This is a genomic window from Cupriavidus sp. CuC1 (assembly GCF_044627735.1).
Classification (GTDB): Bacteria; Pseudomonadota; Gammaproteobacteria; order Burkholderiales; family Burkholderiaceae; genus Cupriavidus; species Cupriavidus ulmosensis.
The window spans coordinates 21,215-43,868 of the sequence record NZ_JBIUHC010000020.1; the positions used below are offsets into that span (position 1 = coordinate 21,215).

Genomic DNA, 22,654 nt, shown 5'->3' on the forward strand with positions numbered 1-22,654 from the left:
GGCTCTGAACAACGAGGGCTTTAAGCCTGGAGTCTCTGACGGACTTTTGACAAACTAAATAAAAACGAAAACGCGGCGCTGCCCGGCACGGCGCCGGGCAGGCACGGCAACAGGATCGGTCAGGCGGCACCGGGGCGGAACGGCTTGCCAAGCGAGGCCGGCATGTTCAGGCGGATCCACGCGGGGTTGCGCGAGATCAGCGCGAGCACGACGATGGTCGCCGCATACGGCAGCATCGACAGGATCTGCGACGGCACCGATACGCCAATGCCCTGCAGGTAAAACTGCAGGATGGTGACGCCGCCGAACAGCCACGCCCCGGCCCATACGCGGCCCGGGCGCCAGGTGGCGAAGGTGGTCAGCGCCAGTGCGATCCAGCCGCGCCCGGCCACCAGGTTCTCCACCCACATCGGCGTGTACACCAGCGACAGGTAGGCGCCGGCGAGCCCGCAGCAGGCGCCGCCGAACAGCAGCGCGCCAAAGCGGATCAGGCGCACCGGGTAGCCCAGCGCATGCGCGGATTCCGGCGACTCCCCAATCGCGCGCAGCGTCAGCCCGGCGCGCGTGCGGAACAGGAACCACATGATCGCGCCGCACAGGAACAAGCTGAAATACACCATCCAGTGCTGCTGGAAGAAGGCCGGCCCGAAGAAGGGAATGTCGGCCAGCCAGGGAATCGACTTGGCCTGCGACGGCATGGCAAAGCCGACAAAGCGCTGGCCCATGAAGGCGGACAGCCCGGTGCCGAAGATCGACAGCGCCAGGCCGGTGGCCACCTGGTTGGTGGCCAGCACCAGCGCCAGCCACGAGAACAGCGTGGCCATCAGCATGCCGGCCAGCGCGCCGGCGGCAAAGCCGATCAGCGGCGACTGGGTCTGGTAGCCGACCATGAAGCCGAACGCCGCGGCCACCAGCATCATGCCTTCGGCGCCCAGGTTGAGCACGCCGGCGCGTTCGTTGATGAGCAAGCCAAGCGCCGCCAGCAGCAACGGCGTGCCGGCGTTGATCGCCGTGGCGATAAGAGGGGCTAGTTGTTCCATGTCTTGTGGGCTCTCGCTCAGGCGGCCTTGGCGCGCCAGCGCAGGCGGTTGTCGATCAGCGTATCGCTGGCCAGCAGGAAGAACAGCAGCATGCCCTGGAACACCGAGCCAAGCGCCGAAGGCAGGCCCAGGCGCGACTGGGCCATTTCGCCGCCGATATAGAACAGCGACATGACGATGCCGCCAAACACGGTGCCCACCGGATGCAGGCGGCCCACAAAGGCCACGATGATCGCGGTGAAGCCGTAGCCGGGAGAGATCGAGGGCAGCAGCTGGCCGATCGGGCCGGTTACCTCGAACGCGCCCGCCAGGCCGGCCGTGCCGCCGGAGATCATCAGCGCGCTCCACAGCGAGCGGCGCGCCGAGAAGCCGGCATAGCGCGCCGCCGCCGGGGCGGTGCCGCCCACCTGCAGGCGGTAGCCCGCGAAGCTGCGGAAGATGAACACGGTCATCAGCACCACCAGCACCAGCATCACCACAAAGCCTGCGTGCAGGCGCGAGCCCGACATCAGGTTAGGCAGCAGGAACTCGGAGGAGAACACCTTGGACTGCGGGAAGTTCATGCCGTTGGGATCCTTCAGCGGCCCGTTGACCACGTACAGCATCAACTGCTGCGCGATATAGGTCAGCATCAGCGACACCAGGATCTCGTTGGCGTTGAACTTGTCCTTGAGCGCGGCGGTGAGCGACGCCCAGAACATGCCGCCGGCCACGCCTGCCAGCGAGGCCAGCACCAGCACCACGGTGCCGTTCACACCATTGCCCGGCACGTCGAAGTACAGCACGGTGGCGCCGGCGAAGATGCCGCCGACGATGAGCTGGCCGTCAGCACCGATGTTCCAGATATTGGCGCGGTAGCACACCGAAAGCCCGAGCGCGCACAGCACCAGGGGCACGGTCTTGAGCAGTACCTCGCCAATGGCGCGGCGGTCCTTGAGCGGGTCGACCAGGAACACCTTGAGCGCGGCGACCGGATCCTTGCCGAGCAGCAGGAAGAGCAGGGCGCCGAAGGCCAGCGTCAAGGCCAGCGCGATGAAGGGCGAGGCATAGGCCATGCGGCGCGAGGGCAGCCCGCGCGGTGCCAGCGATACCGGCGAACGAAGGAGGAAATCAGCCATGGAGCAAGGCCTCCTCTTGTTCGCGCCGCCCGCCAGGGCCACCTTCCCAAAGGCCGCTCATCCACAGGCCCACCTGCTCGCGCGTGGCGTCCTGGGTGGGGATCGACGGCGACAGCCGGCCCTTGGCGATCACGTGCAGGCGATCGCAGATGGCGAACAGTTCATCCAGCTCTTCAGACACCACCAGCAACGCGCAGCCGGTGGCCTTGAGCGCCAGCAGCTCGTTGTGGATCTGTGCCGCTGCGCCGACGTCCACGCCCCAGGTGGGCTGGGCCACGATCAGCACCTTCGGGCCGCTTTCGATCTCGCGGCCGACGATGAATTTCTGCAGGTTGCCGCCCGACAGGCTCTTGGCCAGCGCGTCGGGCCCATTTGCCTTCACGCGAAAGCGGCCGATCACGGCTTGCGCCAGGCTGGCAGCTGCCTTGGGCGAAATCATGCCGCGCCGCACATAGGGCGCGGACTGGTGCGACAGCAGGATGTTGGCGGCCAGGCTCATGCCGGGCACGGCGCCACGGCCGAGGCGCTCCTCCGGCACGAAGGCCAGCCCGGCGCGGCGGCGCTGGCGCGCGTCCAGCTTGCCCACCGGCTTGTTATCCAGCGTGATGGCGTCGCGCGCGGCGCGCACGTCCTCGCCCGACAGCGCCGCCAGCAATTCCTGCTGGCCGTTGCCGGACACGCCGGCGATGCCAACGATTTCGCCGGCACGCAGGTCCAGCGAAATCCCGGAGAGCTCCGTCGCAAACGCATGCGCGCGCGGCAGCGAGAGTTCGCGCACCGCCAGCCGGCAGGCGCCTGGCTCGGTCTGCACGCGCGCCTCGCGCGGCGGCTCGCCGCCGATCATCAGGCGCGACAGCGAGGCCGCGCTTTCCTGGCGCGGATCGCACACGCCGGTGACGCGGCCCATGCGCATCACGGTGGCGCTATGGCACAGCTCGCGGATCTCGTCGAGCTTGTGGCTGATGTACAGGATGCTGGTGCCTTCCGCGGCGAGCTGGCGCAGCGTGATGAAGAGCGTCTGCACCGCCTGCGGGGTCAGCACCGAGGTCGGCTCGTCCAGGATCAGCAGTTGCGGCTTGGCCAGCAACGCGCGCACGATTTCCACGCGCTGGCGCTCGCCCACCGACAAGGTGTGCACATGGCGGTTCGGCTCCAGCGGCAAGCCATAGCGCTGGGCAGTCTCACGGATCTGGTCGGCCAGCTGCTTCATATTGGTGCCCGCGTGCGGGCTGCCGGCCCCCGCCTTGCTGCCCCGGGGCAGGCCAAGGGCGATGTTTTCGGTCACGGTCAACGTATCGAACAGCGAAAAGTGCTGGAACACCATCGCGATACCCAGGTTCCGTGCGTCGTGCGGATTATGGATGGCGGCGGGTGCACCGTTGAAGTGCATGTCGCCAGCGTCCGGCTTGACCGCGCCAAAGATGATTTTCATCAGGGTGGACTTGCCGGCGCCGTTCTCGCCGAGCACGGCGTGGATTTCGCCGGGGGCGACGACGAGGGACACGTCGTCGTTGGCGGTCACGCCGGGGTAGCGCTTGCTGATATGGGCAAGCGCCAGCCTTGGGGTTGTGCTTAAGGTCACTGAGGCGGCTCGGGTTGTTATGGCAGCAACGTGGATCAATGTTCGTATCAGGCAGCACCTCCTGCAGTGCGTGGGGCAGGATCGCCGTTACGCATTGCAGCAACCATCACTGGTCGGTGATGCCGTTTATTAACCTTGGATTATATAAGTGTGCGGGGTTTGGACGACCTGATCAGGCCAGTTTTCTCGGCCCCGCAACGGATACAAGCAGGTTGCAAGTCGCATGCCGGGCGTTTCGGGCGGGGGCGTGGGCGGCTGGGCTGCCGAGGGCGGCCAGCATGGCCGATGGGCGCGAAACCGGCGAGAAATTTGCGGAAAGCGGGAGGGGCGGAAGGAGCGTGGAAGGGGAGGAAATCGGTGGCCGGGGCAGGACGCCCCGGCCTATGCCGGAACGGGGGCGGCGCGATGCCGCCCCCGATGGCTTGCGGCGTGTCAGGCGCCGTTGCTGACCGCGATCTGGTTGAAGCGGCCTTCGCGGAAATCGGCCAGGGTCTGGTAGATCTCCTCCTGGGTGTTCATCACGAACGGCCCATATTGCGCGATCGGCTCGCCCAGCGGCTTGCCCGCGATCAGCAGGAAGCGTGCATCGGCCGTGGCCGTGACGTTGACCCCGTCGGCGCCGGCGGCATTGTCCAGCACGCCCATGCGCTGCGCTTCCAGCACGGCGGCGTTGTTGCCGGTGCCGACCGCGATTTCGCCGCGATAGGTGTACAGGAAGGCGTTATGCCCTTGTGGCAGCGCTTGCGAGAAGGTCTGCCCCGCCGGCAACGACACGTCCAGGTAAAGCGGCTCCGTGACCGGGCGCGTGACTGCGCCAGCCACACCGTGCGAGGCGCCCGCCAGCACGCGCACCGTAGCGCCGCCCGGCAGTGCTACCGTGGGCACGGCGGAGGCCGGCAGGTCGCGGTACCAGGGCGCCGTCATCTTGTCCGCGGCGGGCAGGTTCAGCCACAACTGGAAGCCTTCCATGCGGCCGTCTTCCTGCTCGGGCATCTCCGAGTGCACCACGCCGGCGCCGGCCACCATCCATTGCGCACCGCCGTTTTCCAGCAGGCCCTCATTACCGGCGCTGTCGCGATGGCGCATGCGCCCGGCCAGCATGTAGGTGATGGTCTCGAAGCCGCGGTGCGGGTGGTCGGGGAAGCCGCCGATGTAGTCGTCGCGGCTATCGGTGCCGAACGCGTCCAGCATCAGGAACGGGTCCAGGCGGCGCTGCAGGTTCTGAGTGAGCACGCGGGTGAGCTTGACGCCGGCGCCGTCCGAGGTGGCGATGCCGCGCACCACGCGATCGACCGCGCGCGAGCGCTGCACGGTTTCCGTGGCGGTGGCTGGGACGGTGGGGGCGGTAGTGCGTTGTTCCATGATCGATCTCCTGTTGGCTGGGGGTGGCGGCAATGGCGCGCGGCCCCAAAGGCTACCCTCGTAATTTAAGGGTTTGGGCCAGAACCGGTAGAGGGCATCCGGGCAAAAGATTGTTCTGCCCATGGCACGGTCGACCTCGCTCGGTGTGTCATTTTTGGAACAACGCGCGTGGCGCCGAGATGTCAGGCGAAGCCTGATAAAGGCAGCCAGAAAACGGCGTGAAAACGCAAGGGGAGCGTGATGGAGACAAGATCGATGAAAATAGGTATAATAGCGCTCTCGTTGTCATCCGATGCCGCGTAATCATGTCGGCGTGTCGGGCAGGCAGGGCCCGGGTAGGCGTTTTCGAGTGCCGCCCCAACCCCTTGCCTTCCCAAGCGTGGCACCGGCCGATTGATCCGGCGGCGCGTCGGAACCACCAAATTTGCGCTGCCACTGGCCTCCCGTTCCTGCACCTTGCAGCGGGTTGCGCCGCTCCCGGGACTCCCGCCTTTACTGGCACGGTGTCCCTTCAATTGGGTTTCCCGCTCTACAGCGTGAAACCCGGCGTCCGTCCACCGGCTCATCTGCCGGTCATGGCGGGCAAGGCAATCTAGTCAGGGCCGGCGGCCCCCATTTGCACCCGCCCGAGCCCGCTTAGTTCGTCCGTCAATCCGGATGTGGCGTTTCGTGCCCACATTCGGCATGCGGACAGAGGGGAATATGTCCAAGCAATCCGTACAGGCGCTGGCCTGGGGATGTCTCACGCTTGCCGCGCTGGCCGGTCTGGTCACGTGGATCGGCGTGGATGCCATCCTGCAATATCAGGACCGCCTGTGGTACGACGTGGCCGACCACCTGCGCCTGGTGGCGTGGTCCATGGCGCTGGCGCTGGCCACCGGCATCCCGGCCGGCATCGGCCTGAGCCGGCCCTGCATGCGCCGCTGGGCCGACCGCCTGATGCAGATCTTCAATATCGGCAACACCGTGCCGTCGCTGGCGGTGCTGGCGCTGGCCCTGGCCGTGCTTGGCATCGGCGAGCGTCCCGCCATCCTGGCGCTGTGGCTGGCTTCGCTGTTGCCGATCGTGCGCAATACCTGCGAGGGCTTGCGCGGCGTCTCCCCGGCACTGATCGAGGCCGCGCGCGGCCTTGGCATGACCGCCACGCAGCGCCTGTTCCGCGTCGAGCTGCCCAATGCGCTGCCGGTGATCCTGGCGGGCGTGCGCATCAGCCTGGTGATCAATGTCGGCACGGTGCCACTGTCCTTCCTGATCGGCGCCAACAGCCTGGGCGAATTGATTTTCCCCGGCATCTACCTGAACAACCAGCCCCTGCTGTTGCTGGGCGCCTCGGCCACCGCGCTGCTGGCACTCGCCCTCGACGGCCTGTTCGCCGCCGCCGGTTATTGCTACCTGCGCCGCCGCGGGCTGGCGCGCTAAGGCACAGATGGGCGCACAGAACATGAAGGAGAACCCGATGCATTTCATCACAAGCGCGCTGGCCCACGCGGGCCGCGCGGCCCGTGGCCACGCACGCATGCTGGCGAGCGTGGCCGTGCTCGCCGCCGTGGCAGCCCTGGCGCTGCCGGCGCACGCCGACACCGTTCGCGTCGGCGGCAAGAATTTCACCGAGCAGATGATCCTGTCGTCGATGACCACGCAGTACCTGCAGGCCAAAGGCCTCGCCACCGAGCTGACCGCGGGCCTTGGCAGCACGCTGATGCGCCAGGCGATGGAAAGCGGCCAGCTCGATGTGGTGTGGGACTACACTGGCACGGCGCTGATCGTGTTCAACAAGGTCGAGGAAAAGCTCGGCGCCGAGGAAAGCTATGCGCGCGTCAAGACGCTCGACGCCGCGCGCGGCCTGATATGGCTCGACGCCTCCGGTATCAACAACACCTATGCGCTGGCGATGCCGAGAAGGCGCGCCGCAGCCGCTGGCGTGACCACGTTGTCGGCCTTCGCCGAGAAGATGCGCGCCGCCGGCGAGGGCACCGCCCATCCGTTCGCGGTCGACATGGAGTTTGCCGCGCGTCCCGACGGGCTGGAACCGCTCAAGACGCTCTACAAGCTGCCGTTCTCGCGCCGCGACGTGATCCAGCTCGATCCCGGCCTGGTCTACACGGCGCTGAAGAACGAGCAGGTCGAGCTGGGCCTGGTCTACACCACCGACGGCCGCGTCAAGGGCTTCGACCTGGTGCTGCTGGAAGACGACCAGCACTTCTTCCCGGCCTATAACGCGGTACCCGTGGTGCGCAAGGCAACACTGGACGCGCATCCCGAGCTCGCGGGCCTGCTCAACGCGCTGTCGGCCCAGCTCGACAACGCGACCATGACCGAGATGAACTACAAGGTCGACATCGACCAGCAACCGGTCGACAAGGTGGCGCAGGAATTCCTGCGCGGCCACGGCCTGATCTGAGGAGGGCCGCATGGACTTGCTGACTTACCTCCAACACAGCTGGCCGACCCTGCTCAAGCTCACCGGCCAGCACCTGGCGCTGGTGGGCTCAGCGGTGGGCCTGGCGATCGTCGTCGGCGTGCCGCTGGGCATCCTGTGCGCGCGCTTCCGCTTTCTCGCCACGCCGCTCTTGACGCTGGCCACCATCGTGCTGACCTTGCCGTCGATCGCGCTGTTCGGACTGATGATCCCGATCTTCGCGCGCTTCGGCCACGCACTTGGCTACGTGCCGGCGGTGACCGCGTTGTTCCTCTATTCGCTGCTGCCGATCATGCGCAATACCTGCGTAGCGCTCACCAATGTCGACGACGGCATCCAGGAAGCCGGCCGCGGCATCGGCATGACCACCTGGCAGCGCATGCGGCTGGTGGACCTGCCGCTGGCCGTGCCCGTCATCCTCGGCGGCGTGCGTACCGCCGTGGTGATGAATATCGGTGTGGCCACCATTGCCGCCATCATCGGCGCGGGTGGCCTCGGGGTGCTGATCCTGCAAGCGATCAACCAGAGCAACATGAGCAAGCTGGCGATCGGCGCGGTGCTGGTCAGCGTGCTCGCCATCGTGGCCGATGCCTGCCTGCAGTGGTTGCAGCGGGCGCTGACACCGAAAGGAATTCGCTGAACATGATTGAACTCGACCAACTCACCAAGACCTTCAAGCAAAAAGACGGCGCCGAAGTGCGCGCCGTCGATGCCGTTTCGCTCACGGTGCCCAAGGGCGAGATCTGCGTGTTCCTCGGTCCCTCGGGCTGCGGCAAGACCACCACGCTCAAGATGATCAACCGCCTGATCCAACCCAGCTCCGGCCGGGTGCTGATCGACGGCGAGGACACCACCCGTGTGGACGAAGTCACGCTGCGCCGCAAGATTGGCTACGTGATCCAGCAGATCGGCCTGTTCCCCAACATGACCATCGAGGAGAACATCATGGTGGTGCCGCGCCTGCTGGGCTGGGACAAGAAGCGCTGCCGCGAGCGGGCGCGCGAGCTGATGTCGATGGTGCAGCTCGATCCCAACAAGATGCTCACGCGCTATCCGCGCGAACTCTCGGGCGGGCAACAGCAGCGCATCGGCGTGATCCGCGCGCTGGCGGCGGACGCGCCCGTGCTGCTGATGGACGAGCCGTTCGGCGCGGTGGACCCGATCAACCGGGAGAGCATCCAGAACGAGTTTTTCCTGATGCAGCGCCAGCTCGGCAAGACCGTGATCATGGTCTCGCATGATATCGACGAGGCCATCAAGCTGGGCGACCGCGTGGCCGTGTTCCGCGGCGGCAAGCTGGTGCAGTTCGATCATCCCGACGCGCTGCTGGCACGTCCGGCCGACGATTTCGTGCAAGCCTTCATCGGCCACGACAACACGCTCAAGCGCCTGCTGCTGGTGCGCGCCGGCGATGCCGCCACCATGGCGCAGACCTGCAGCCCCGGCATGCCGCTGGCGCAGGCCTTCGCCATCATGGACGAGGCCGATGTGCGTCACCTGCCGGTGGTGGACGACGCGCAGCGCGCGCTGGGCTACGTCACGCGGCGCGATGCGCGCGCGGGGCAGGGCGTGTGCGCGGACGCGATGCGGCCGTTCATGGCGACCGCGGCGTTCGATGAGCACCTGCGCATCGTGCTCTCGCGCATGTACCAGCACAACACCAGCTGGCTGCCGGTGGTGGATGCCGATGGCGTCTACCTTGGCGAAGTCACGCAGGAGTCGATCGCCGACTATCTCAGCTCGGGCCGCTCGCGCGGGAACGCGCCGGTGATTCAGCCGCCGCAGGCGCCGGCTGCCATCGAGCGCGTTGCGGCGTAGCGCATGGCAAGTGCCAAAGAGAAAGCGGGCCGGAATTTCCGGCCCCAGCTCGCTGACAAACCTGGAGCATTAGCCGAAGCCGCGAACGGGCCAAAGCCGCGCGCCATGACGACGGCTGTCTCTCCCGCTCCCCTCAGGGGGAGAGGGCCGGGGAGAGAAAAGCCGATTTTGACGTTAAGCAGTTGAATTTGCAGCGAAGCAGCACGGATGGTGAACAAGTAGGCATCCGAGAGCCAACGCCACATCCAAGACCCGCCCTCTCCCCCGCCCCCACTCGACACGGTTGCTCTCCCGCGCGCGGGAGAGGGGAGCACGACAACGCAGAGCCGGCTTTGTCAGCAGTCTGGGGCCGGAATTTCCGGCTTTCTTATCGCGGCGTATGCGAACTCAGCCGCGGGCCAGCTGCCCGTCGGTGAGGCGCCACACGTTCAGCGGGTTGCCATCCTGCAACGCGGGCGGCAGCAGTTCCGCCGGCACGTTCTGGTAGCACACCGGGCGCAGGAAGCGCTCGATGGCGGATGCGCCCACCGAGGTGGCGCGCGTGTCGGACGTGGCGGGGAACGGGCCGCCGTGCACCATCGCGTACGATACTTCCACGCCCGTCGGATAGCCGTTGAACAGCACGCGCCCGGCCTTGCGCTCGAGCACGGTCAGCAGACTGCCGGCTTCGGCACGGTCCGCCGCATCCGCTTGCACGGTGGCGGTGAGCTGGCCTTCCAGGCGGCGCGCAACCGCCAGCATTTCCGCGTGATTGCGGCAGACGACCAGCACAGAGGACGGGCCAAACACTTCGGCTTCCATGCGGTGGTCCGCAAGAAAGCGCTCCGCCGTGGTTTCGAACAGCGCGGGGCGGGCCTGGTTGGGGCCGCTGGCGGCCTGGCCGCTGCCGATGCGGCGCAGCCCTTCGATATCGCTGAGCTGGGCCACGCCGTTGTCATAGGCCTGGCTGATGCCGGGCGTCAGCATGGTGGCGGCGGCTTTCTCCGCCAACGCGGCAATCGCGCCCTGGCGGAACATGTCCAGCGCCGGGCTTTCCACCGCCAGCAGCAGGCCGGGGTTGGTGCAGAACTGGCCCACGCCCATCACCAGCGAATCCACCAGGTTGCGCGCGATCTGCGCGCCGCGGGCAGCCAGGGCTGCCGGCAGCAGGAACACCGGGTTGATACTGCTCATTTCCGCGTAGACGGGGATCGGCTGGGGACGGTTGTTGGCCGTGTGCACCAGCGCCAGGCCGCCGCTGCGCGAGCCCGTGAAGCCTACTGCCTGGATCGACGGATGCGCGACGAGGGACGTGCCCACGGCAACGCCCGCGCCTACCAGCAGAGAGAACACGCCTTCGGGCAGGCCTGCGTCGGCCACGGCCTTCTGGATCACGCGCCCGACCAGCTCGGAGGTGCCGAGGTGGGCCGAGTGCGCCTTGACGACGACCGGGCAACCGGCCGCCAGCGCGGACGCGGTATCGCCGCCCGCCACGGAGAACGCGAGCGGGAAATTGCTGGCGCCGAACACCGCCACCGGGCCAACCGCGATTTTCTGCAGGCGCAGGTCGGGGCGCGGTGGCGTGCGTTCCGGCAGGGCTGAGTCGAGCGTGGCGGATTGCCAGCGGCCATCGCGCAGCACGCTGGCGAACAGGCGCAGCTGGCCAGCGGTGCGGGCGCGCTCGCCCTGCAGGCGCGCGATGGGCAATGCGCTCTCGGCGTGGGCGCGCTCGATCAGCGTATCGCCCAGGGCCTCCAGGCCGCTGGCGATCGACTCCAGGAATCTGGCGCGGGTTTCCGGCGAGGTGTTGCGGTAGGTGTCGAATGCGGCTTCGGCCAGCGCGCAGGCACGCTCGGCCTCGGCGGCGCCGCCGCCATGGAATTCCGGTGCCAGGACTTCACCCGTGGCCGGGTTGGTGGCATGGAGGATCTTGGTGGTGCCGCGCACAGCGCTGGCGCCGATCAGCATTTCGCCGGTAATGGTCATGAGCGTTTCCTGCTTTTCAACTGCGATCAAGTGGGAGCGCGCCGTAGCTTGCGCTTGAGGCGGCGCTGATGTGGCCCCGGGCGAACACGCGGGACGCATAAATGGGGATATGGCCTCGCTGTGCATTATTGTAAGACATCCTACAACACGAGGCGCTTGTCGGGCAAGCAAGAAATCCCGGACTCCGCCGGGATGATGCGGGAGCCCGGCCCTAGCCGGCTTCCACCGCCGCCGATGCCTTGCGCAGCCGCTCGCGGCTGTTGGTCAGGTGCATGCGCATGGCAGCCTTGGCGCCTTCGGGGTCACGCCGCTCGATGGCGTCAAAGATATTCTCGTGCTCGATATTGACGCGCTCGAGGTACTGCTCCCGCTCCTGGGCGCTGACATGCAGCCGGCTGCGCGGGATCACCATGGTGCCGAGGTGGCCCATGATGTCCGTGAAGTAGCGGTTGCCGGTGGCGCGCGCGATGAGCAGGTGGAACTCGAAATCGGCACCGACGGAATCGTCTCCGCCCGCCGCCGTGCGCTTGAGCTCATCGAGCGCGCCGCGCATTGCCGTCAGTTGCTCGTCGCTGCGCCGCGATGCTGCCAGGCTGGCCGCCTCGGCTTCCAGGCTGACGCGGAATTCCAGCATGGCCAGCACGTCCATGGCAGTGCCCATGGTGGCGGGATCGATGCGAAACGGCGAGCCGTTCTCCGCGCTGCGCGCCAGCACGAAGGTGCCGATGCCGTGGCGGGTTTCCACCAGGCCGCTGGCCTGCAGCCGCGACAGCGCTTCGCGCACCACGGTGCGGCTGACGCCGAGCGCGGCCATGATCTCGGACTCGGTCGGCAGCTTGTCGCCCGGCTTGAGCTGGCCTTGCTGGATGCGCTCGCTCAGGTTGCTCACCGCCTCTTCGGCAAGCGTGCGGCCGCGGCGCCGCAGCGGGGGGGTGGAGGCAAACATCGGGTTTGACATGGTGATGGGCTGGGGCTTGACCGGATCGCAATGGCCTCATTATACTGCGTCGTAAGTCATATGACGACCGATAACAGGTGTCTCCCGCTACATGGGCTATAGCAGCCGCATCGGGAACTGGGAAGCACCGCACACCAGGATCCGGCAGCAGCCGGCGCATCCAAACCGAGACAACTGCAAGGGCCGGCAGCCAACGCGGCGAGCCGCTCTTCCCGCTGGAGTTCAACATGGCCCAATCGTCCCTTTCCGCCGCGCCCGTGGCAGGCACCCCCGTGATCACCGAGCTGACCGTAGTGCCGGTGGCCGGCCACGACAGCATGTTGATGAACCTGTCCGGCGCGCACGGTCCGTTCTTCACCCGCAATATCGTCATCCTGAAAGACAGCGCGGGCAATACCGGCGTTGGCGAGGTGCCGGGCGGCGAAGCCATCCGCCAGACGCTGGACGACGCGCGCGAACTCCTCGTCGGCCAGTCGATCGGGAACCACCAGGCGCTGCTCAATCGCGTGCGCACCGCCTTTGCCAGCCGCGACGCGGGTGGCCGCGGCCTGCAGACCTTCGACCTGCGCATCGCCATTCACGCGGTCACTGCGCTCGAGGCGGCGCTGCTCGACCTGCTGGGCAAGCATCTGGGCGTGCCGGTGGCCGCGCTGCTGGGCGAAGGCCAGCAGCGCGATGCCGTGGAGATGCTGGGCTACCTGTTCTATATCGGGGACCGTAACCGCACCACGCTCGGCTACCGCAGCGAGCCCGAGGCCGACAACGACTGGTTCCGCCTGCGCAATGAAGCCGCGATGAACGCCGAGGGCGTGGTACGGCTGGCCGAGGCTGCCTATGAGCGCTATGGCTTTAACGACTTCAAGCTCAAGGGCGGTGTGCTGCGCGGCGACGAAGAGATGGAAGCCATCCTGGCGCTCGCCGAGCGCTTCCCCAAGGCGCGCATCACGCTGGACCCCAACGGCGCGTGGTCGCTGGCCGAAGCCGTGCGCCTGTGCCGCGACAAGCATGGCCTGTTGGCCTATGCCGAAGATCCTTGCGGCGCGGAGGACGGTTATTCGGGCCGCGAGATCATGGCCGAGTTCCGTACCGCCACCGGCCTGCCCACCGCCACCAACATGGTCGCGACCGACTGGCGCCAGATGGGCCACGCGGTGCGCCTGCAATCCGTGGACATTCCGCTGGCCGATCCGCATTTCTGGACCATGCAGGGCTCGGTGCGGGTGGCGCAGATGTGCGCCGAGTGGGGCCTGACCTGGGGCTCGCACTCCAACAACCATTTCGATATTTCGCTGGCCATGTTCACCCACGTGGCCGCCGCCGCGCCGGGCCGCGTTACCGCCATCGACACCCACTGGATCTGGCAGGACGGCGAGCGCCTGACCAAGGCGCCGCTGAAGATCGAGAATGGCAAGGTGGCCGTGCCGACCGAGCCGGGCCTGGGCGTCGAGCTCGATATGGAGCAACTGGCGCTGGCGCACGAGCGCTACAAGAACATGGGGTTGGGTGCGCGCGACGACGCCGTCGCCATGCAGTTCCTGATCCCGGGCTGGACCTTCAACAACAAGGCGCCCTGCATGGTCCGGTGAGCGGCATCCCTGGCCCGGCACGAATACTAGAAGCCAACGAAAAAACCAGCAAAAACCAGGAGACAACCATGAACAAACCATACGCCCGGCCCGCTACCGCCGGCACGCTTGCCGCACCCGCGCGGCGCAAGTTCGGCCGGCTTGCCGCGGCCATGCTGGCCACCATGATGGCACTGGCCGCCGCAGGCGCCGTGACCAGCACCGCGGCCGCCGCGCCGGCATGGCCCCAGAAGGCCGTATCCGTGGTGGTGCCGTTCCCCGCGGGCGGCTCCACCGACACCATCGCGCGCATGCTGGCGGTGCCGCTCAATGAAAAACTGGGCCAGCCGTTCGTGATCGACAATCGCCCGGGCGCAACCGGAGCCATCGGCGCGACCATGGTCAAGCGCGCGCCTGCCGATGGCTACACCTTGCTGGTGGCATCGATCGGCGTCTATGCCGTGAACCCGTTCCTGCAAAGGAACCTGGGCTATGACCCGGCCAAGGACTTCGACCTGCTGACGGTGGCCGTGCGCGCGCCCAACGTGCTGGTCACCAAGCCTGATTTCCCCGCGAAGAACTTGCAGGAACTGGTCGCGTACATGAAGAAGAATCCGGGCAAGGTGGCGTTCGCCAGCTCCGGCGCCGGTTCGTCGGACCATCTGACGGCCGCGCTGTTCTGGCAAAAATCCGGCACCGACGGGCTTCACGTTCCCTACAAGGGCGGGGCGCCGGCCATCTCCGACCTGCTCGCCGGCCAGGTGGACGTCTCGTTCCAGAACGTGAACGCGGTACTCCAGCATATCCGCAGCGGCAAGCTCAAGGCGCTGGCCTTGACCGGCGACAAGCGCTCGGCGGTGCTGCCGAACGTGCCCACCATGGCGGAGGGCGGCGTGAAGGATGTGGACGTGTATTCGTGGCAAGCCGTGGCCGCGCCGCGCGGGCTGCCCAAGGACGTCAAGGCCAGGCTGCATGCCGCGCTGGTCGGCTCGCTGGGCGAGCCGCAGATGCGCCAGAAGCTGGCCGAGAACGGCTTCGAGGTGGTCGCCAATACGCCGGAGCAGTTCGAACAGTTCGAGAAGCAGGAACTCCAGCGCTGGAAGGGCGTGATCGAAGCCGGCAAGATCAGCATCGACTAAGCGCGGCTTGCGCCCACGCATTGCTCTTTGCCCCGCCGGCGGTGGGGCGTTTTTATTTGGTGCGGACGGGCGGATTTGGGTTCAGGCGCGGGCCGGCGCGACCTGATAGGCTTGGTTTATGTTCATCGATGCGCGCCTTCGACCCCGGCCATGATCCGCTTTTGCAAATCGCCCCTCTGCCTGCTGATCGAGACCAGGTCCCGATGGCTGATTCCGCGCGGGTTCGACGGCTTCGCGCCGGGGCCGCTGATCCTGGTGCGGCCCGGCGTGAGCCACGCGCTGATCGAGCATGAGAAGGTGCATGTGCGGCAGTTCTGGCGCTGGTGCGGCCTGATGGGCGTGCTCTACCTGGCGAGCCCGCGCTGGCGGCTGCGTTTCGAGCTGGAGGCCTACCGCGAGCAACTCAGGCACTGCGAGCCGGGCGCCGCACATCACTTCGCGCGCATGCTGGCCCGGCACTACCGGCTGGGCATTACGCAGGAGCAGGCGTATCGCTTGCTGACGGCGCCGGCCGAGCCAGGATGAACCGCGCAGTGCAGACCGATTCAGCCGAGATGGCTGCACTTGTGGATGATCAGCGCGAGCGCCACGATGCCAAGGGTCATTACGATAAGGTCTAGCACTGCGGCTCCGTGTGGCGATGTCTTGAGGGGGAGCCGCCAATCTATCGCGTAACGGGTTGCAGTACTGTCGGGAAGCGTCTGAATCGTTGTGAGGATAATTCCCACAAGCAACGGAGCAACGGCTGCGCCGCGGAGAAAAATTCTGGCGGAAGCGGTGTCCGCCAAACTGGCATCCAAATTCTTCTAGCATCATCCTAAGAGGCTTCCTGAACCCCTTGTGTAGCGGTGCTTTGCGGCATATCGCATCTTGCAACATCCATTTGCTGCCACTAGAATCCAGCAATCGAGTGTGGGTAGAGATGGGGGTAGAGCATGGCAACCAAGGCGGGGCGCACCATTCATACGCTGTCGGCAGTAGGGGTCTCCAAGCTGAAGGCGCCGGGATACCACGCGGACGGCGGAGGACTCTATCTGCAAGTCTCGCCGGCCGGCACGAAGTCCTGGATCTTCCGGTTCAAGTTGCAGGGTCGCGCCAGGGAGATGGGGCTGGGCTCGCTCAATGCGCTGAGCCTGGCCGACGCGCGGGGCAGGGCAGCAGAATGCCGCCGGCAGTTGGTGGACGGAATCGACCCCATCGAGGCCCGCAAGGCTGTCCGGGACGAAAGCCGGCTGGAGGCCGCCAAGGCGATGACGTTTGACGCTTGCGCCACGGCCTACATCGGTGCCCACAAAGCGGGCTGGAGGAACGACAAGCACGTCAGCCAGTGGGAGAACACCATTGCCACGTACACCCAGCCCGTGTTCGGCACGCTGCCCGTCCAGAGTATCGATACGGCTCTGGTGATGCGCGTCATCGAACCGATGTGGAACGAGAAGCCGGAGACGGCCAGCCGCCTGCGTGGCCGTATCGAGTCGATTCTCGACTGGGCGACGGTCCGCGGCTTACGGCGGGGGGAGAATCCGGCCCGGTGGCGCGGGCACCTTGAGGCGTTGCTGCCGGCGCGATCGAAGGTGCGCGCGGTGAAGCATCATGCTGCGCTGCCTTACGACGAGATGGGCGCGTTCGTGCAGGCGGTGCGCGCGGAAGCTGGTATCGCGGCGCTCGCGCTGGAATTCCTGATCCTGACCGCGGCGCGCACCGGCGAGGTGATCGGCGCCAGGTGGGAAGAGTTTGACCTGGAGGCGAAGGTTTGGACCGTACCGGCCGAGCGGATGAAGGGCAAGCGCGAGCACCGCGTGCCGCTCTCACCGGCGGCGCTCAAGGTCATCGCGGCAACGCAGGCGACGCGCACGGGCGATTATGTGTTTCCCGGCCGAAAGGCTGACAAGCCTCTATCGAACATGGCCATGCTCGCGCTCTTGAAGCGGATGGAACGGGAAGACTTGACCTCACACGGCTTCCGGTCGACGTTCCGCGACTGGGCTGCCGAGCGCACCAACTACGCGCGCGAAGTCGCCGAGGCAGCTCTGGCCCACGCCGTTGGCGACAAGGTAGAGGCCGCCTACCGCCGCGGCGACTTGTTCGAGAAGCGCCGCCGACTCATGAACGAATGGGCGAAGCACTGCGCCAGCTCGGGCAAGGGCGCGGCAGTAATTCCAATTCGCGCCGCTGCGGCTTGACGCCGGCCTGCAGCGGATCTGCGACATAATGGCTTGTCGCGCCTAGGCTGATCCCCGAAGACCGGGCCCCCTTACCCGGCTGGCGCGACTCCTCTCAAGGGTCTTTGCGTGAGGGCGCAATGGGAAAAATCGTTAGAACGTCGGTCGGTCCGAATCACCTGACCGTCGACTGCACTGGACCATCTACTGAGGCTGAGATGGCAGAAGCCGTGGCCGGCCTGAGTCAGTTCGTGGAGGCCCAGGAAGTTGCCGCATCTCTGTGGGCTGAGCTTCAATCGGACTTTGCCACGTTCGATTCAATCGAGAAGGCTACCGGTCACGAGAGCTATTCACTGCATACCATCCTGGAACTCTTGCGCATAGCGCAAATCGGCGTGGCGGCGAAAATCCAGGCCGAATATGACGAGAAGAAGAAGGATGCAGTCGCTCAGCGCGTGGCGCATATGGCAAACGCGAAGCACAAAAAAAATCGCTCTGCGAAAGAGGTCGTTCGCGCCGCTTGGAAATCCGGCGAATACCGGACGAAGGACGCGTGTGCAGCAGCCGAGGCACCCAAGCACAACGTGGCGGTATCTACAGCGAGGGGGTGGATTCAAGGGGATTTCTAAGCCCTACACGTGCAGCGCATAGGTTCTGCAGACGAGCGCCTAGGCGCTGCACGTGTACGGTCATTTTCTATTGGGGGTCATCTACCCAAACTGTTGTTCATGTTCTCGCTAGCGCCGATGCGCTCTAAGGAGATTGAACATGAACCAAAATCGCCGTTTGCTGCGCCTTCCGGAAGTAATCGCCACTACTGGCCGGTCGCGCGCCTCGATCTACAAAGACATCGCCGAAGGAAAATTCCCGCCTCCGATCCGCATCGGAGAGCGCGCTGTTGCATGGCCGTCTGATGTCGTGCAGGGGTGGGTAGACGAGCGCATAGAAGAGTCCCGCAAGCTCGTCGCAGCATAAGGGCGCGGCATGCTAAGTGAGATCGATCGCGCCCGATCAGCGCTGTTCCACTTGGATGCGTCCTGTGACCGTTCCACGTGGATTCGTGCCGGTATGGCCGCCCATAGCGCCGGCTTGGACGAATCCACATGGATCGACTGGTGTGCGACGGGCGCCAACTACTGCGGTGAACGCGAAGCCCGTTCCGTCTGGCGCGGCATCAAGCCCGAGGGCGGCATCAAGGCCGCGACGCTGTTTCACATGGCGCAGGCGGCTGGCTGGCACGACTCGCAGACGCATCAGAACGGCACGCAGGCGGCGCGCGCATTGAATCCTAAGCCCGCAGCGCAAGCGAAGCCGCAGGCCGAGCAGAAGCCCCGCATTGACCTTGCTGCGGCCTTTGAAGGCTACGCGCCTGCCGGGGCAGAGCATCCCTACATCGCAGCCAAGCGCGGCACGCCCGACGGGCTGCGCATCGTCCCCCAGGGTGACCCTCTGACCATCAGGGGCCAGGCTGTAGCCGGTTGCCTGGCCGTGCCGGTTCGCTCGCTGGATGGCGAACTGCTCACGGTCCAATACATCCCACCTCCGGGCACTGGCGACAAGCTGAACGCCCCGGGCGCATCCTTTGGCTCTGGTCTGTTCGTGGTCGGGGAAATCACTGCCGATGGCCGCATCTACGTCTGCGAGGGCATTGGGCAAGCGTGGTCCGTGGCGCGTGCCGACTATCACGCCGCGGCCGTCGTCGCGTTTGGATGCGGTCGTTTCCCTGCCGTGGGCCGTGTGCTGCGCGAGCGCTTCCCCGATGCGCGCCTGGTGTTCGTGGCGGACCGTGGCAAAGAGGACAAAGCCGATGCCATCGCCCGCGAAGTCGGCGGTGCGTGGGTGGAGTTGCCCGCGGACAAGCCTGACAACTACGACGCCAACGACTACGAGGCAGAGCACGATAGCGAAGCCCTGGCAGAACTGCTGCAGGCCGCCAAGACGCCGCCCATGCGCTACCGACTTCAATCAGCCGGCGACTTGATGAACGCGGCGCCGCTGCGCTGGCTGGTGCGTGGTGTGCTGCCTGCCGATGGTCTGGCCGCCCTGTATGGCCCGTCTGGCTCGGGCAAATCCTTCCTGGCGCTGGACCTGTGCGCCGCCATCGCAGACGGTGCGCCGGATTGGTTCGGGCGGCGGGTGTCTGCTGCGCCTGTCACGTATTGCGCCCTGGAAGGCGAGCGCGGCATGGGCAAACGTGCCCAGGCGTGGGGCGAGCACAACGGGCGAGCGCTATCGAGGCGCCTCCGCTTCATCACGCAGCCTCTCGACCTGCGTCAAACAGAGGACATTGCCGACCTCGCCGCCGCTGTACTTGCCGCTGGTGGCCGTGATGGCTTGCTGGTGGTCGACACACTGAACCGCGCCGCGCCGGGGGCCGACGAGAACTCCAGCAAGGACATGGGCGAGCTTATCGAGTCCTGCAAGGATTTGCAGCGCCGCATTGGTGGCGTAGTCCTGCTCGTACATCACACCGGAAAGGATGGCTCGAAGGGAATGCGCGGGCATAGCAGCCTGTATGCGGCCTTAGATGCTGCCATCGAAGTAGCGCGGACAGACAGCCGCCGCGAGTGGTCCCTTGCCAAGTCCAAGGATGGCGAGGATGGCGAGCAGCAGGCTTTCAAGCTGGTTCCGGTCGAACTGGGCAAGGAAGAGGACGGCGAGCCGGTTACCAGCTGCGTTGTCGAGGCCGCCGAAGACTCCGAGAAATGGGTACCGCCGCAGCCGCAAGGGGTGACACAACAGCTCGTTTTTGAGGCCATCAAAAAACGGCTAGTTGTGTCCTCCAACTTCGGGAAAGGACACAGCCCCTTCGGCCGTCCTTGTGTCCTCTTGGAAGACGCGATCCAGTGCGCGGGCGAGGCCCTGACGTGCGAGGTTAAACGCCGTAAACCCCTTGCCAGACGGGCGATTGAGGCAATGATGGCCCGCGGGGTGTACGCCCTGAATGACGGTTGGCTATGGGTGAAATGATGAAAAGACACAACGGACACAACCGGACACAGGGTCACAAATGTGTCTCAGGACACAAGACACAGGAGACACACCACCTCTTTAGAGGGTGTGTCCTTGTGTCTCGCCCTGTGTCCGTCCCGGAAATGCACCTCATGGAGGAAGGAAATGATTGATGCCCTGGTAGGCGGAAAGCTCTTCAAGGCGGCCGAGGAACGGCGGTCGTCATCCGGTAAGACGTTCGTTTCCGCAAATGTCCGCGCAGCAGACGGAGAAGGCGAAGGGCTGTTCGTCAACGTCGTGGCCTTCAGCGACTCGGCCAAGGCGGCGCTTCTCGCGCTTGACGATGGCGATAGCGTCTCGCTTGCTGGGACGCTCAAGATCGGCACGTACCAGGCCCGCGACGGTTCGGTGAGGCCGAGCGTCAGCATGGTCGCGCAGAAGGTCCTCATGGCCTATCACGTCGCCCGCAAGCGAAAGGCGGCCGCAGAAGCGGGCGAGCGAAAGCCGGGGCAGGCAGAAATGCCTCGCGGTGGCCGCGATCCGTTGGACGACTCGCTCGATGACCTGGCATAGGGGCAACGCGATGAGCAAAAGGCTAAGAGAAGCTAAGGAATCGCGTCGCAGGCAGGCAGGGGCCGTGGCCGTACCAGCGCCGCAGAATCCTGTCACCGGAGCACCAGGCTCTGCGCTCGACCCGTCCGTGCTGTCGGAGATCATGCGGTTGGCGGTCGATGCCGAGATCGCTGCGCTCAAGATCCGCTATCGCGCGCTGCTTGAGCAGCCGGCCTCGTCGACGGTCCCCGTGCCGGCGTCTGGGGTGCAGAGCTACAGCCGCGTCATCGAAGCCAAGGGCTCGCGAATGCAGCCTGGCCGATCGCGCAATAAGTGCCGCAATCTTCACTGATCAGGCGGGCGCAATGTTTCCATGGGGCTTCCCTTTCGCGACGCAAGAGCGGATGTCGATGCTTGGCGGCGGCGCATCAGCTCGGGCTTGGTCATGGGGAGGCCCCACCCATACAGGCAGGTCCAATGAAGTTCGACGGACGCTGCTTCCGTCTACGTGTATCCAGCAAAGCCTTACCCATAGCGGGCTTGCGGGAGATTCGAGCATGCCGCTTAGTGTCCTACCCACGCATCTACCCCCACCTTTACCCTTTTAGGAGAGAGTTATGTCCCTCATGGAGCGCATTCGAGAGCTGCTTTCCGGTGATCCGCAAACCGTCGATCAGATCCGAGTCGGCGTGACCGAGTTGGAGGCCGAGCTGAAGTCGGCAGAGGCAGCCGCGGTGGCGGAGTCAGATCGCCACAACGCACAGGCGATGGAGCTTCTGAGCCGGAGCGATGACACGGGGCTGCAGAAGTCGCGCGACAGGGTGGCGGAAGCGGAGGCGAATGTGGCTGATGTTCGCGCCGCGCTCGCTGCTGCCCGCGCGCAGTTGACCGCCGCCGAACTGGCAAGGGCACAAGGCGACCTGGACATGCGATGGGAGATCGCGCATCGCTTGCTGCGACGTCGCGTCGAGAAGGCCACCGAACTGCAGCGATTGCTGGATCAAGTTGCCGACCGGTTCGGGGAATTGCTGGAGCTGACCGAGCAGGCCTATCAATCCCTGCCCGCGAAGCCCGATTCCCGGCCGCTCATGATGACGCAGGCGGGCTTGGGTACTGCGATCGAGATGTACCTCTTCGGCGCTACTGATGGCCGATTGAGCTCGCCAGGCGGGGCATCGTCGGCGCACGTGGCTCGCACCAGGCCGGATTTGGTGAATGTGTCCGACGACCTGTGCGTGATGCTCATGGCGAAACGCATTCAAGCTGAAAAGGTGACCTCATGATGAACGAAGCAGAGATTCGAACGCTCGCCGACGGCGCGGTGGCTGCAGGCACGGCCACCAGGGCCGACGCCGACGCAATGATTGCGGCAGACGTGGCTGCCCTGAACGCCCAAGAGCCACCACAGACACCGAGTCAGGCCGCTGCGGCGGACGACTTCATGAGGCGAAGGGCAGACGACCTCGTGTCACGCGGTGAGATGACGCGCGAACAGGCCGATGCAGCCCTCACGAGCTGGCAGCAGGCTGCTACCCCATCGGCTACACCTCAGCAGGGCCACCGCGAGGCTGCTGGGCCCGTTGTCGACCCGTTCGCAGGCGTTCAGTTGGACCCCGGCTTCGGGCCGCCTGAGAAGCCGCTCGATTATCGGTTCGAACTGCCTAACCCGGACGTCATGTCCATCGAGGAACTGGCGTGGACTCAGGAAGTATTCCACGTCGGCAAGATGCCCGCGGGTATCGCGCAACAGATCTTCGGCGCCGTGGCGCAGCTCGCCACCCAGCCCCGCCAGGATGCGGACATTGGCCTGATGGGACAAAAGACGATGGCGGAACTTAACCAAGCCTACGGTGCGAACACGGATTCGATGGTCGCGCTCGGGCGCAGGTTCGTGGACGAACTGGACAAGGCCCGCCCCGGAGTGCGCCGGATGTTGGACGAAAGCGGAGCGGGTTCGCATCCGGTCGTGGTGCGCCAGATCATCGAGCACGCTGCGCGCCTGTACCGCGGTAAGAGGTAACG

Annotated in this window: 21 protein-coding genes; 15 read left to right on the forward strand and 6 right to left on the reverse strand. The window is 65.9% G+C overall.

Translation table 11 applies throughout. The annotated features are described in order from the left end of the window. Positions 1-119: 119 nt before the first annotated feature. The 4 genes from ACGLHR_RS11305 to ACGLHR_RS11320 form a co-directional block, all read right to left on the reverse strand. Complete coding sequence (locus ACGLHR_RS11305) at positions 120-1,040, reverse strand: ABC transporter permease (RefSeq protein ID WP_043344569.1); 921 nt, start codon at positions 1,038-1,040, stop codon at positions 120-122. Positions 1,041-1,057: 17 nt separating this feature from the next. Beyond that, positions 1,058-2,158 (reverse strand): ABC transporter permease, encoded by a 1,101-nt coding sequence (locus tag ACGLHR_RS11310; RefSeq protein WP_400093850.1) that lies wholly within the window; start codon positions 2,156-2,158, stop codon positions 1,058-1,060. After that, positions 2,151-3,740 carry an ABC transporter ATP-binding protein gene (locus ACGLHR_RS11315; protein ID WP_318234822.1) on the reverse strand — a complete coding sequence of 530 codons (1,590 nt, stop codon included), beginning with the start codon at positions 3,738-3,740 and terminating at the stop codon, positions 2,151-2,153. The genes ACGLHR_RS11310 and ACGLHR_RS11315 overlap by 8 nt, the downstream gene beginning before the upstream one ends. A 432-nt stretch (positions 3,741-4,172) precedes the next feature. After that, a complete protein-coding gene (locus tag ACGLHR_RS11320; RefSeq protein WP_318234821.1) occupies positions 4,173-5,102 on the reverse strand; it encodes a pirin family protein in 930 nt (309 codons plus the stop codon). 702 nt (positions 5,103-5,804) lie between these two features. Here ACGLHR_RS11320 and ACGLHR_RS11325 point away from each other — a divergent pair. The 4 genes from ACGLHR_RS11325 (at position 5,805) to ACGLHR_RS11340 (ending at position 9,339) form a co-directional block, all read left to right on the forward strand. Next, the gene (locus ACGLHR_RS11325; RefSeq protein WP_400093851.1) at positions 5,805-6,521 is read left to right on the forward strand and encodes an ABC transporter permease; all 717 of its coding nucleotides are present in this window, start codon (positions 5,805-5,807) and stop codon (positions 6,519-6,521) included. Between the two features lie 97 nt (positions 6,522-6,618). Beyond that, positions 6,619-7,503, forward strand: a complete 885-nt coding sequence (locus tag ACGLHR_RS11330; RefSeq protein WP_400093936.1) for a glycine betaine ABC transporter substrate-binding protein — start codon at positions 6,619-6,621, stop codon at positions 7,501-7,503. A 10-nt stretch (positions 7,504-7,513) separates the two neighbouring features. Further along, positions 7,514-8,161 (forward strand): ABC transporter permease, encoded by a 648-nt coding sequence (locus tag ACGLHR_RS11335; RefSeq protein WP_400093853.1) that lies wholly within the window; start codon positions 7,514-7,516, stop codon positions 8,159-8,161. 2 nt (positions 8,162-8,163) lie between these two features. Then, positions 8,164-9,339: a betaine/proline/choline family ABC transporter ATP-binding protein gene (locus ACGLHR_RS11340; protein WP_400093855.1), complete on the forward strand. Its 1,176-nt coding sequence runs from the start codon at positions 8,164-8,166 to the stop codon at positions 9,337-9,339. Between the two features lie 387 nt (positions 9,340-9,726). On the opposite strand, the gene ACGLHR_RS11345 is transcribed toward ACGLHR_RS11340, so the two are convergent. Further along, entirely contained in the window at positions 9,727-11,304 is a 1,578-nt protein-coding gene (locus tag ACGLHR_RS11345; protein ID WP_400093857.1) for an aldehyde dehydrogenase (NADP(+)), read from the reverse strand. A 211-nt stretch (positions 11,305-11,515) separates the two neighbouring features. Beyond that, on the reverse strand, positions 11,516-12,262 hold the full coding sequence (locus ACGLHR_RS11350) for a FadR/GntR family transcriptional regulator (RefSeq protein WP_400093859.1): 747 nt from the start codon (positions 12,260-12,262) through the stop codon (positions 11,516-11,518). Positions 12,263-12,489: 227 nt separating this feature from the next. On the opposite strand from ACGLHR_RS11350, the gene gudD reads away from it, so the two are divergent. The 11 genes from gudD (at position 12,490) to ACGLHR_RS11405 (ending at position 22,652) form a co-directional block, all read left to right on the forward strand. Beyond that, positions 12,490-13,848, forward strand: a complete 1,359-nt coding sequence (gudD, locus tag ACGLHR_RS11355; protein ID WP_400093860.1) for a glucarate dehydratase — start codon at positions 12,490-12,492, stop codon at positions 13,846-13,848. Positions 13,849-14,012: 164 nt separating this feature from the next. Beyond that, a complete protein-coding gene (locus ACGLHR_RS11360) occupies positions 14,013-14,966 on the forward strand; it encodes a Bug family tripartite tricarboxylate transporter substrate binding protein (RefSeq protein WP_400093938.1) in 954 nt (317 codons plus the stop codon). Between the two features lie 150 nt (positions 14,967-15,116). Beyond that, positions 15,117-15,491, forward strand: coding sequence for a hypothetical protein (locus ACGLHR_RS11365; protein WP_400093861.1), 375 nt, complete (start codon positions 15,117-15,119; stop codon positions 15,489-15,491). A 410-nt stretch (positions 15,492-15,901) separates the two neighbouring features. Then, the gene (locus tag ACGLHR_RS11370; RefSeq protein ID WP_400093863.1) at positions 15,902-17,149 is read left to right on the forward strand and encodes a tyrosine-type recombinase/integrase; all 1,248 of its coding nucleotides are present in this window, start codon (positions 15,902-15,904) and stop codon (positions 17,147-17,149) included. A gap of 197 nt (positions 17,150-17,346) precedes the next feature. Further along, positions 17,347-17,757 (forward strand): hypothetical protein, encoded by a 411-nt coding sequence (locus ACGLHR_RS11375; RefSeq protein WP_400093864.1) that lies wholly within the window; start codon positions 17,347-17,349, stop codon positions 17,755-17,757. A 139-nt stretch (positions 17,758-17,896) separates the two neighbouring features. Next, complete coding sequence (locus ACGLHR_RS11380) at positions 17,897-18,103, forward strand: helix-turn-helix transcriptional regulator (protein ID WP_400093865.1); 207 nt, start codon at positions 17,897-17,899, stop codon at positions 18,101-18,103. A 9-nt stretch (positions 18,104-18,112) separates the two neighbouring features. Continuing rightward, complete coding sequence (locus ACGLHR_RS11385; RefSeq protein ID WP_400093867.1) at positions 18,113-20,098, forward strand: AAA family ATPase; 1,986 nt, start codon at positions 18,113-18,115, stop codon at positions 20,096-20,098. A 147-nt stretch (positions 20,099-20,245) separates the two neighbouring features. Next, on the forward strand, positions 20,246-20,653 hold the full coding sequence (locus tag ACGLHR_RS11390) for a single-stranded DNA-binding protein (protein ID WP_400093869.1): 408 nt from the start codon (positions 20,246-20,248) through the stop codon (positions 20,651-20,653). 64 nt (positions 20,654-20,717) lie between these two features. Then, the gene (locus ACGLHR_RS11395; protein WP_400093870.1) at positions 20,718-20,984 is read left to right on the forward strand and encodes a hypothetical protein; all 267 of its coding nucleotides are present in this window, start codon (positions 20,718-20,720) and stop codon (positions 20,982-20,984) included. 265 nt (positions 20,985-21,249) lie between these two features. Further along, positions 21,250-21,915, forward strand: coding sequence for a hypothetical protein (locus ACGLHR_RS11400; protein WP_400093871.1), 666 nt, complete (start codon positions 21,250-21,252; stop codon positions 21,913-21,915). Next, positions 21,912-22,652 (forward strand): hypothetical protein, encoded by a 741-nt coding sequence (locus tag ACGLHR_RS11405; protein WP_400093872.1) that lies wholly within the window; start codon positions 21,912-21,914, stop codon positions 22,650-22,652. Before ACGLHR_RS11400 ends, ACGLHR_RS11405 begins: the two co-directional genes overlap by 4 nt. Positions 22,653-22,654 lie beyond the last annotated feature (2 nt).

Bases quoted from the DNA above. Each gene is read 5' to 3' on its own strand.
- ACGLHR_RS11305 (WP_043344569.1), bottom strand. From the start codon at position 1,040: ATGGAACAACTAGCCCCTCTTATCGCCACGGCGATCAACGCCGGCACG.
- ACGLHR_RS11310 (WP_400093850.1), bottom strand. From the start codon at position 2,158: ATGGCTGATTTCCTCCTTCGTTCGCCGGTATCGCTGGCACCGCGCGGG.
- ACGLHR_RS11320 (WP_318234821.1), bottom strand. From the start codon at position 5,102: ATGGAACAACGCACTACCGCCCCCACCGTCCCAGCCACCGCCACGGAA.
- ACGLHR_RS11325 (WP_400093851.1), top strand. From the start codon at position 5,805: ATGTCCAAGCAATCCGTACAGGCGCTGGCCTGGGGATGTCTCACGCTT.
- ACGLHR_RS11330 (WP_400093936.1), top strand. From the start codon at position 6,619: ATGCTGGCGAGCGTGGCCGTGCTCGCCGCCGTGGCAGCCCTGGCGCTG.
- ACGLHR_RS11335 (WP_400093853.1), top strand. From the start codon at position 7,514: ATGGACTTGCTGACTTACCTCCAACACAGCTGGCCGACCCTGCTCAAG.
- ACGLHR_RS11340 (WP_400093855.1), top strand. From the start codon at position 8,164: ATGATTGAACTCGACCAACTCACCAAGACCTTCAAGCAAAAAGACGGC.
- ACGLHR_RS11345 (WP_400093857.1), bottom strand. From the start codon at position 11,304: ATGACCATTACCGGCGAAATGCTGATCGGCGCCAGCGCTGTGCGCGGC.
- ACGLHR_RS11350 (WP_400093859.1), bottom strand. From the start codon at position 12,262: ATGTCAAACCCGATGTTTGCCTCCACCCCCCCGCTGCGGCGCCGCGGC.
- gudD (WP_400093860.1), top strand. From the start codon at position 12,490: ATGGCCCAATCGTCCCTTTCCGCCGCGCCCGTGGCAGGCACCCCCGTG.
- ACGLHR_RS11360 (WP_400093938.1), top strand. From the start codon at position 14,013: ATGATGGCACTGGCCGCCGCAGGCGCCGTGACCAGCACCGCGGCCGCC.
- ACGLHR_RS11365 (WP_400093861.1), top strand. From the start codon at position 15,117: ATGATCCGCTTTTGCAAATCGCCCCTCTGCCTGCTGATCGAGACCAGG.
- ACGLHR_RS11370 (WP_400093863.1), top strand. From the start codon at position 15,902: ATGGCAACCAAGGCGGGGCGCACCATTCATACGCTGTCGGCAGTAGGG.
- ACGLHR_RS11375 (WP_400093864.1), top strand. From the start codon at position 17,347: ATGGCAGAAGCCGTGGCCGGCCTGAGTCAGTTCGTGGAGGCCCAGGAA.
- ACGLHR_RS11380 (WP_400093865.1), top strand. From the start codon at position 17,897: ATGAACCAAAATCGCCGTTTGCTGCGCCTTCCGGAAGTAATCGCCACT.
- ACGLHR_RS11385 (WP_400093867.1), top strand. From the start codon at position 18,113: ATGCTAAGTGAGATCGATCGCGCCCGATCAGCGCTGTTCCACTTGGAT.
- ACGLHR_RS11390 (WP_400093869.1), top strand. From the start codon at position 20,246: ATGATTGATGCCCTGGTAGGCGGAAAGCTCTTCAAGGCGGCCGAGGAA.
- ACGLHR_RS11400 (WP_400093871.1), top strand. From the start codon at position 21,250: ATGTCCCTCATGGAGCGCATTCGAGAGCTGCTTTCCGGTGATCCGCAA.
- ACGLHR_RS11405 (WP_400093872.1), top strand. From the start codon at position 21,912: ATGATGAACGAAGCAGAGATTCGAACGCTCGCCGACGGCGCGGTGGCT.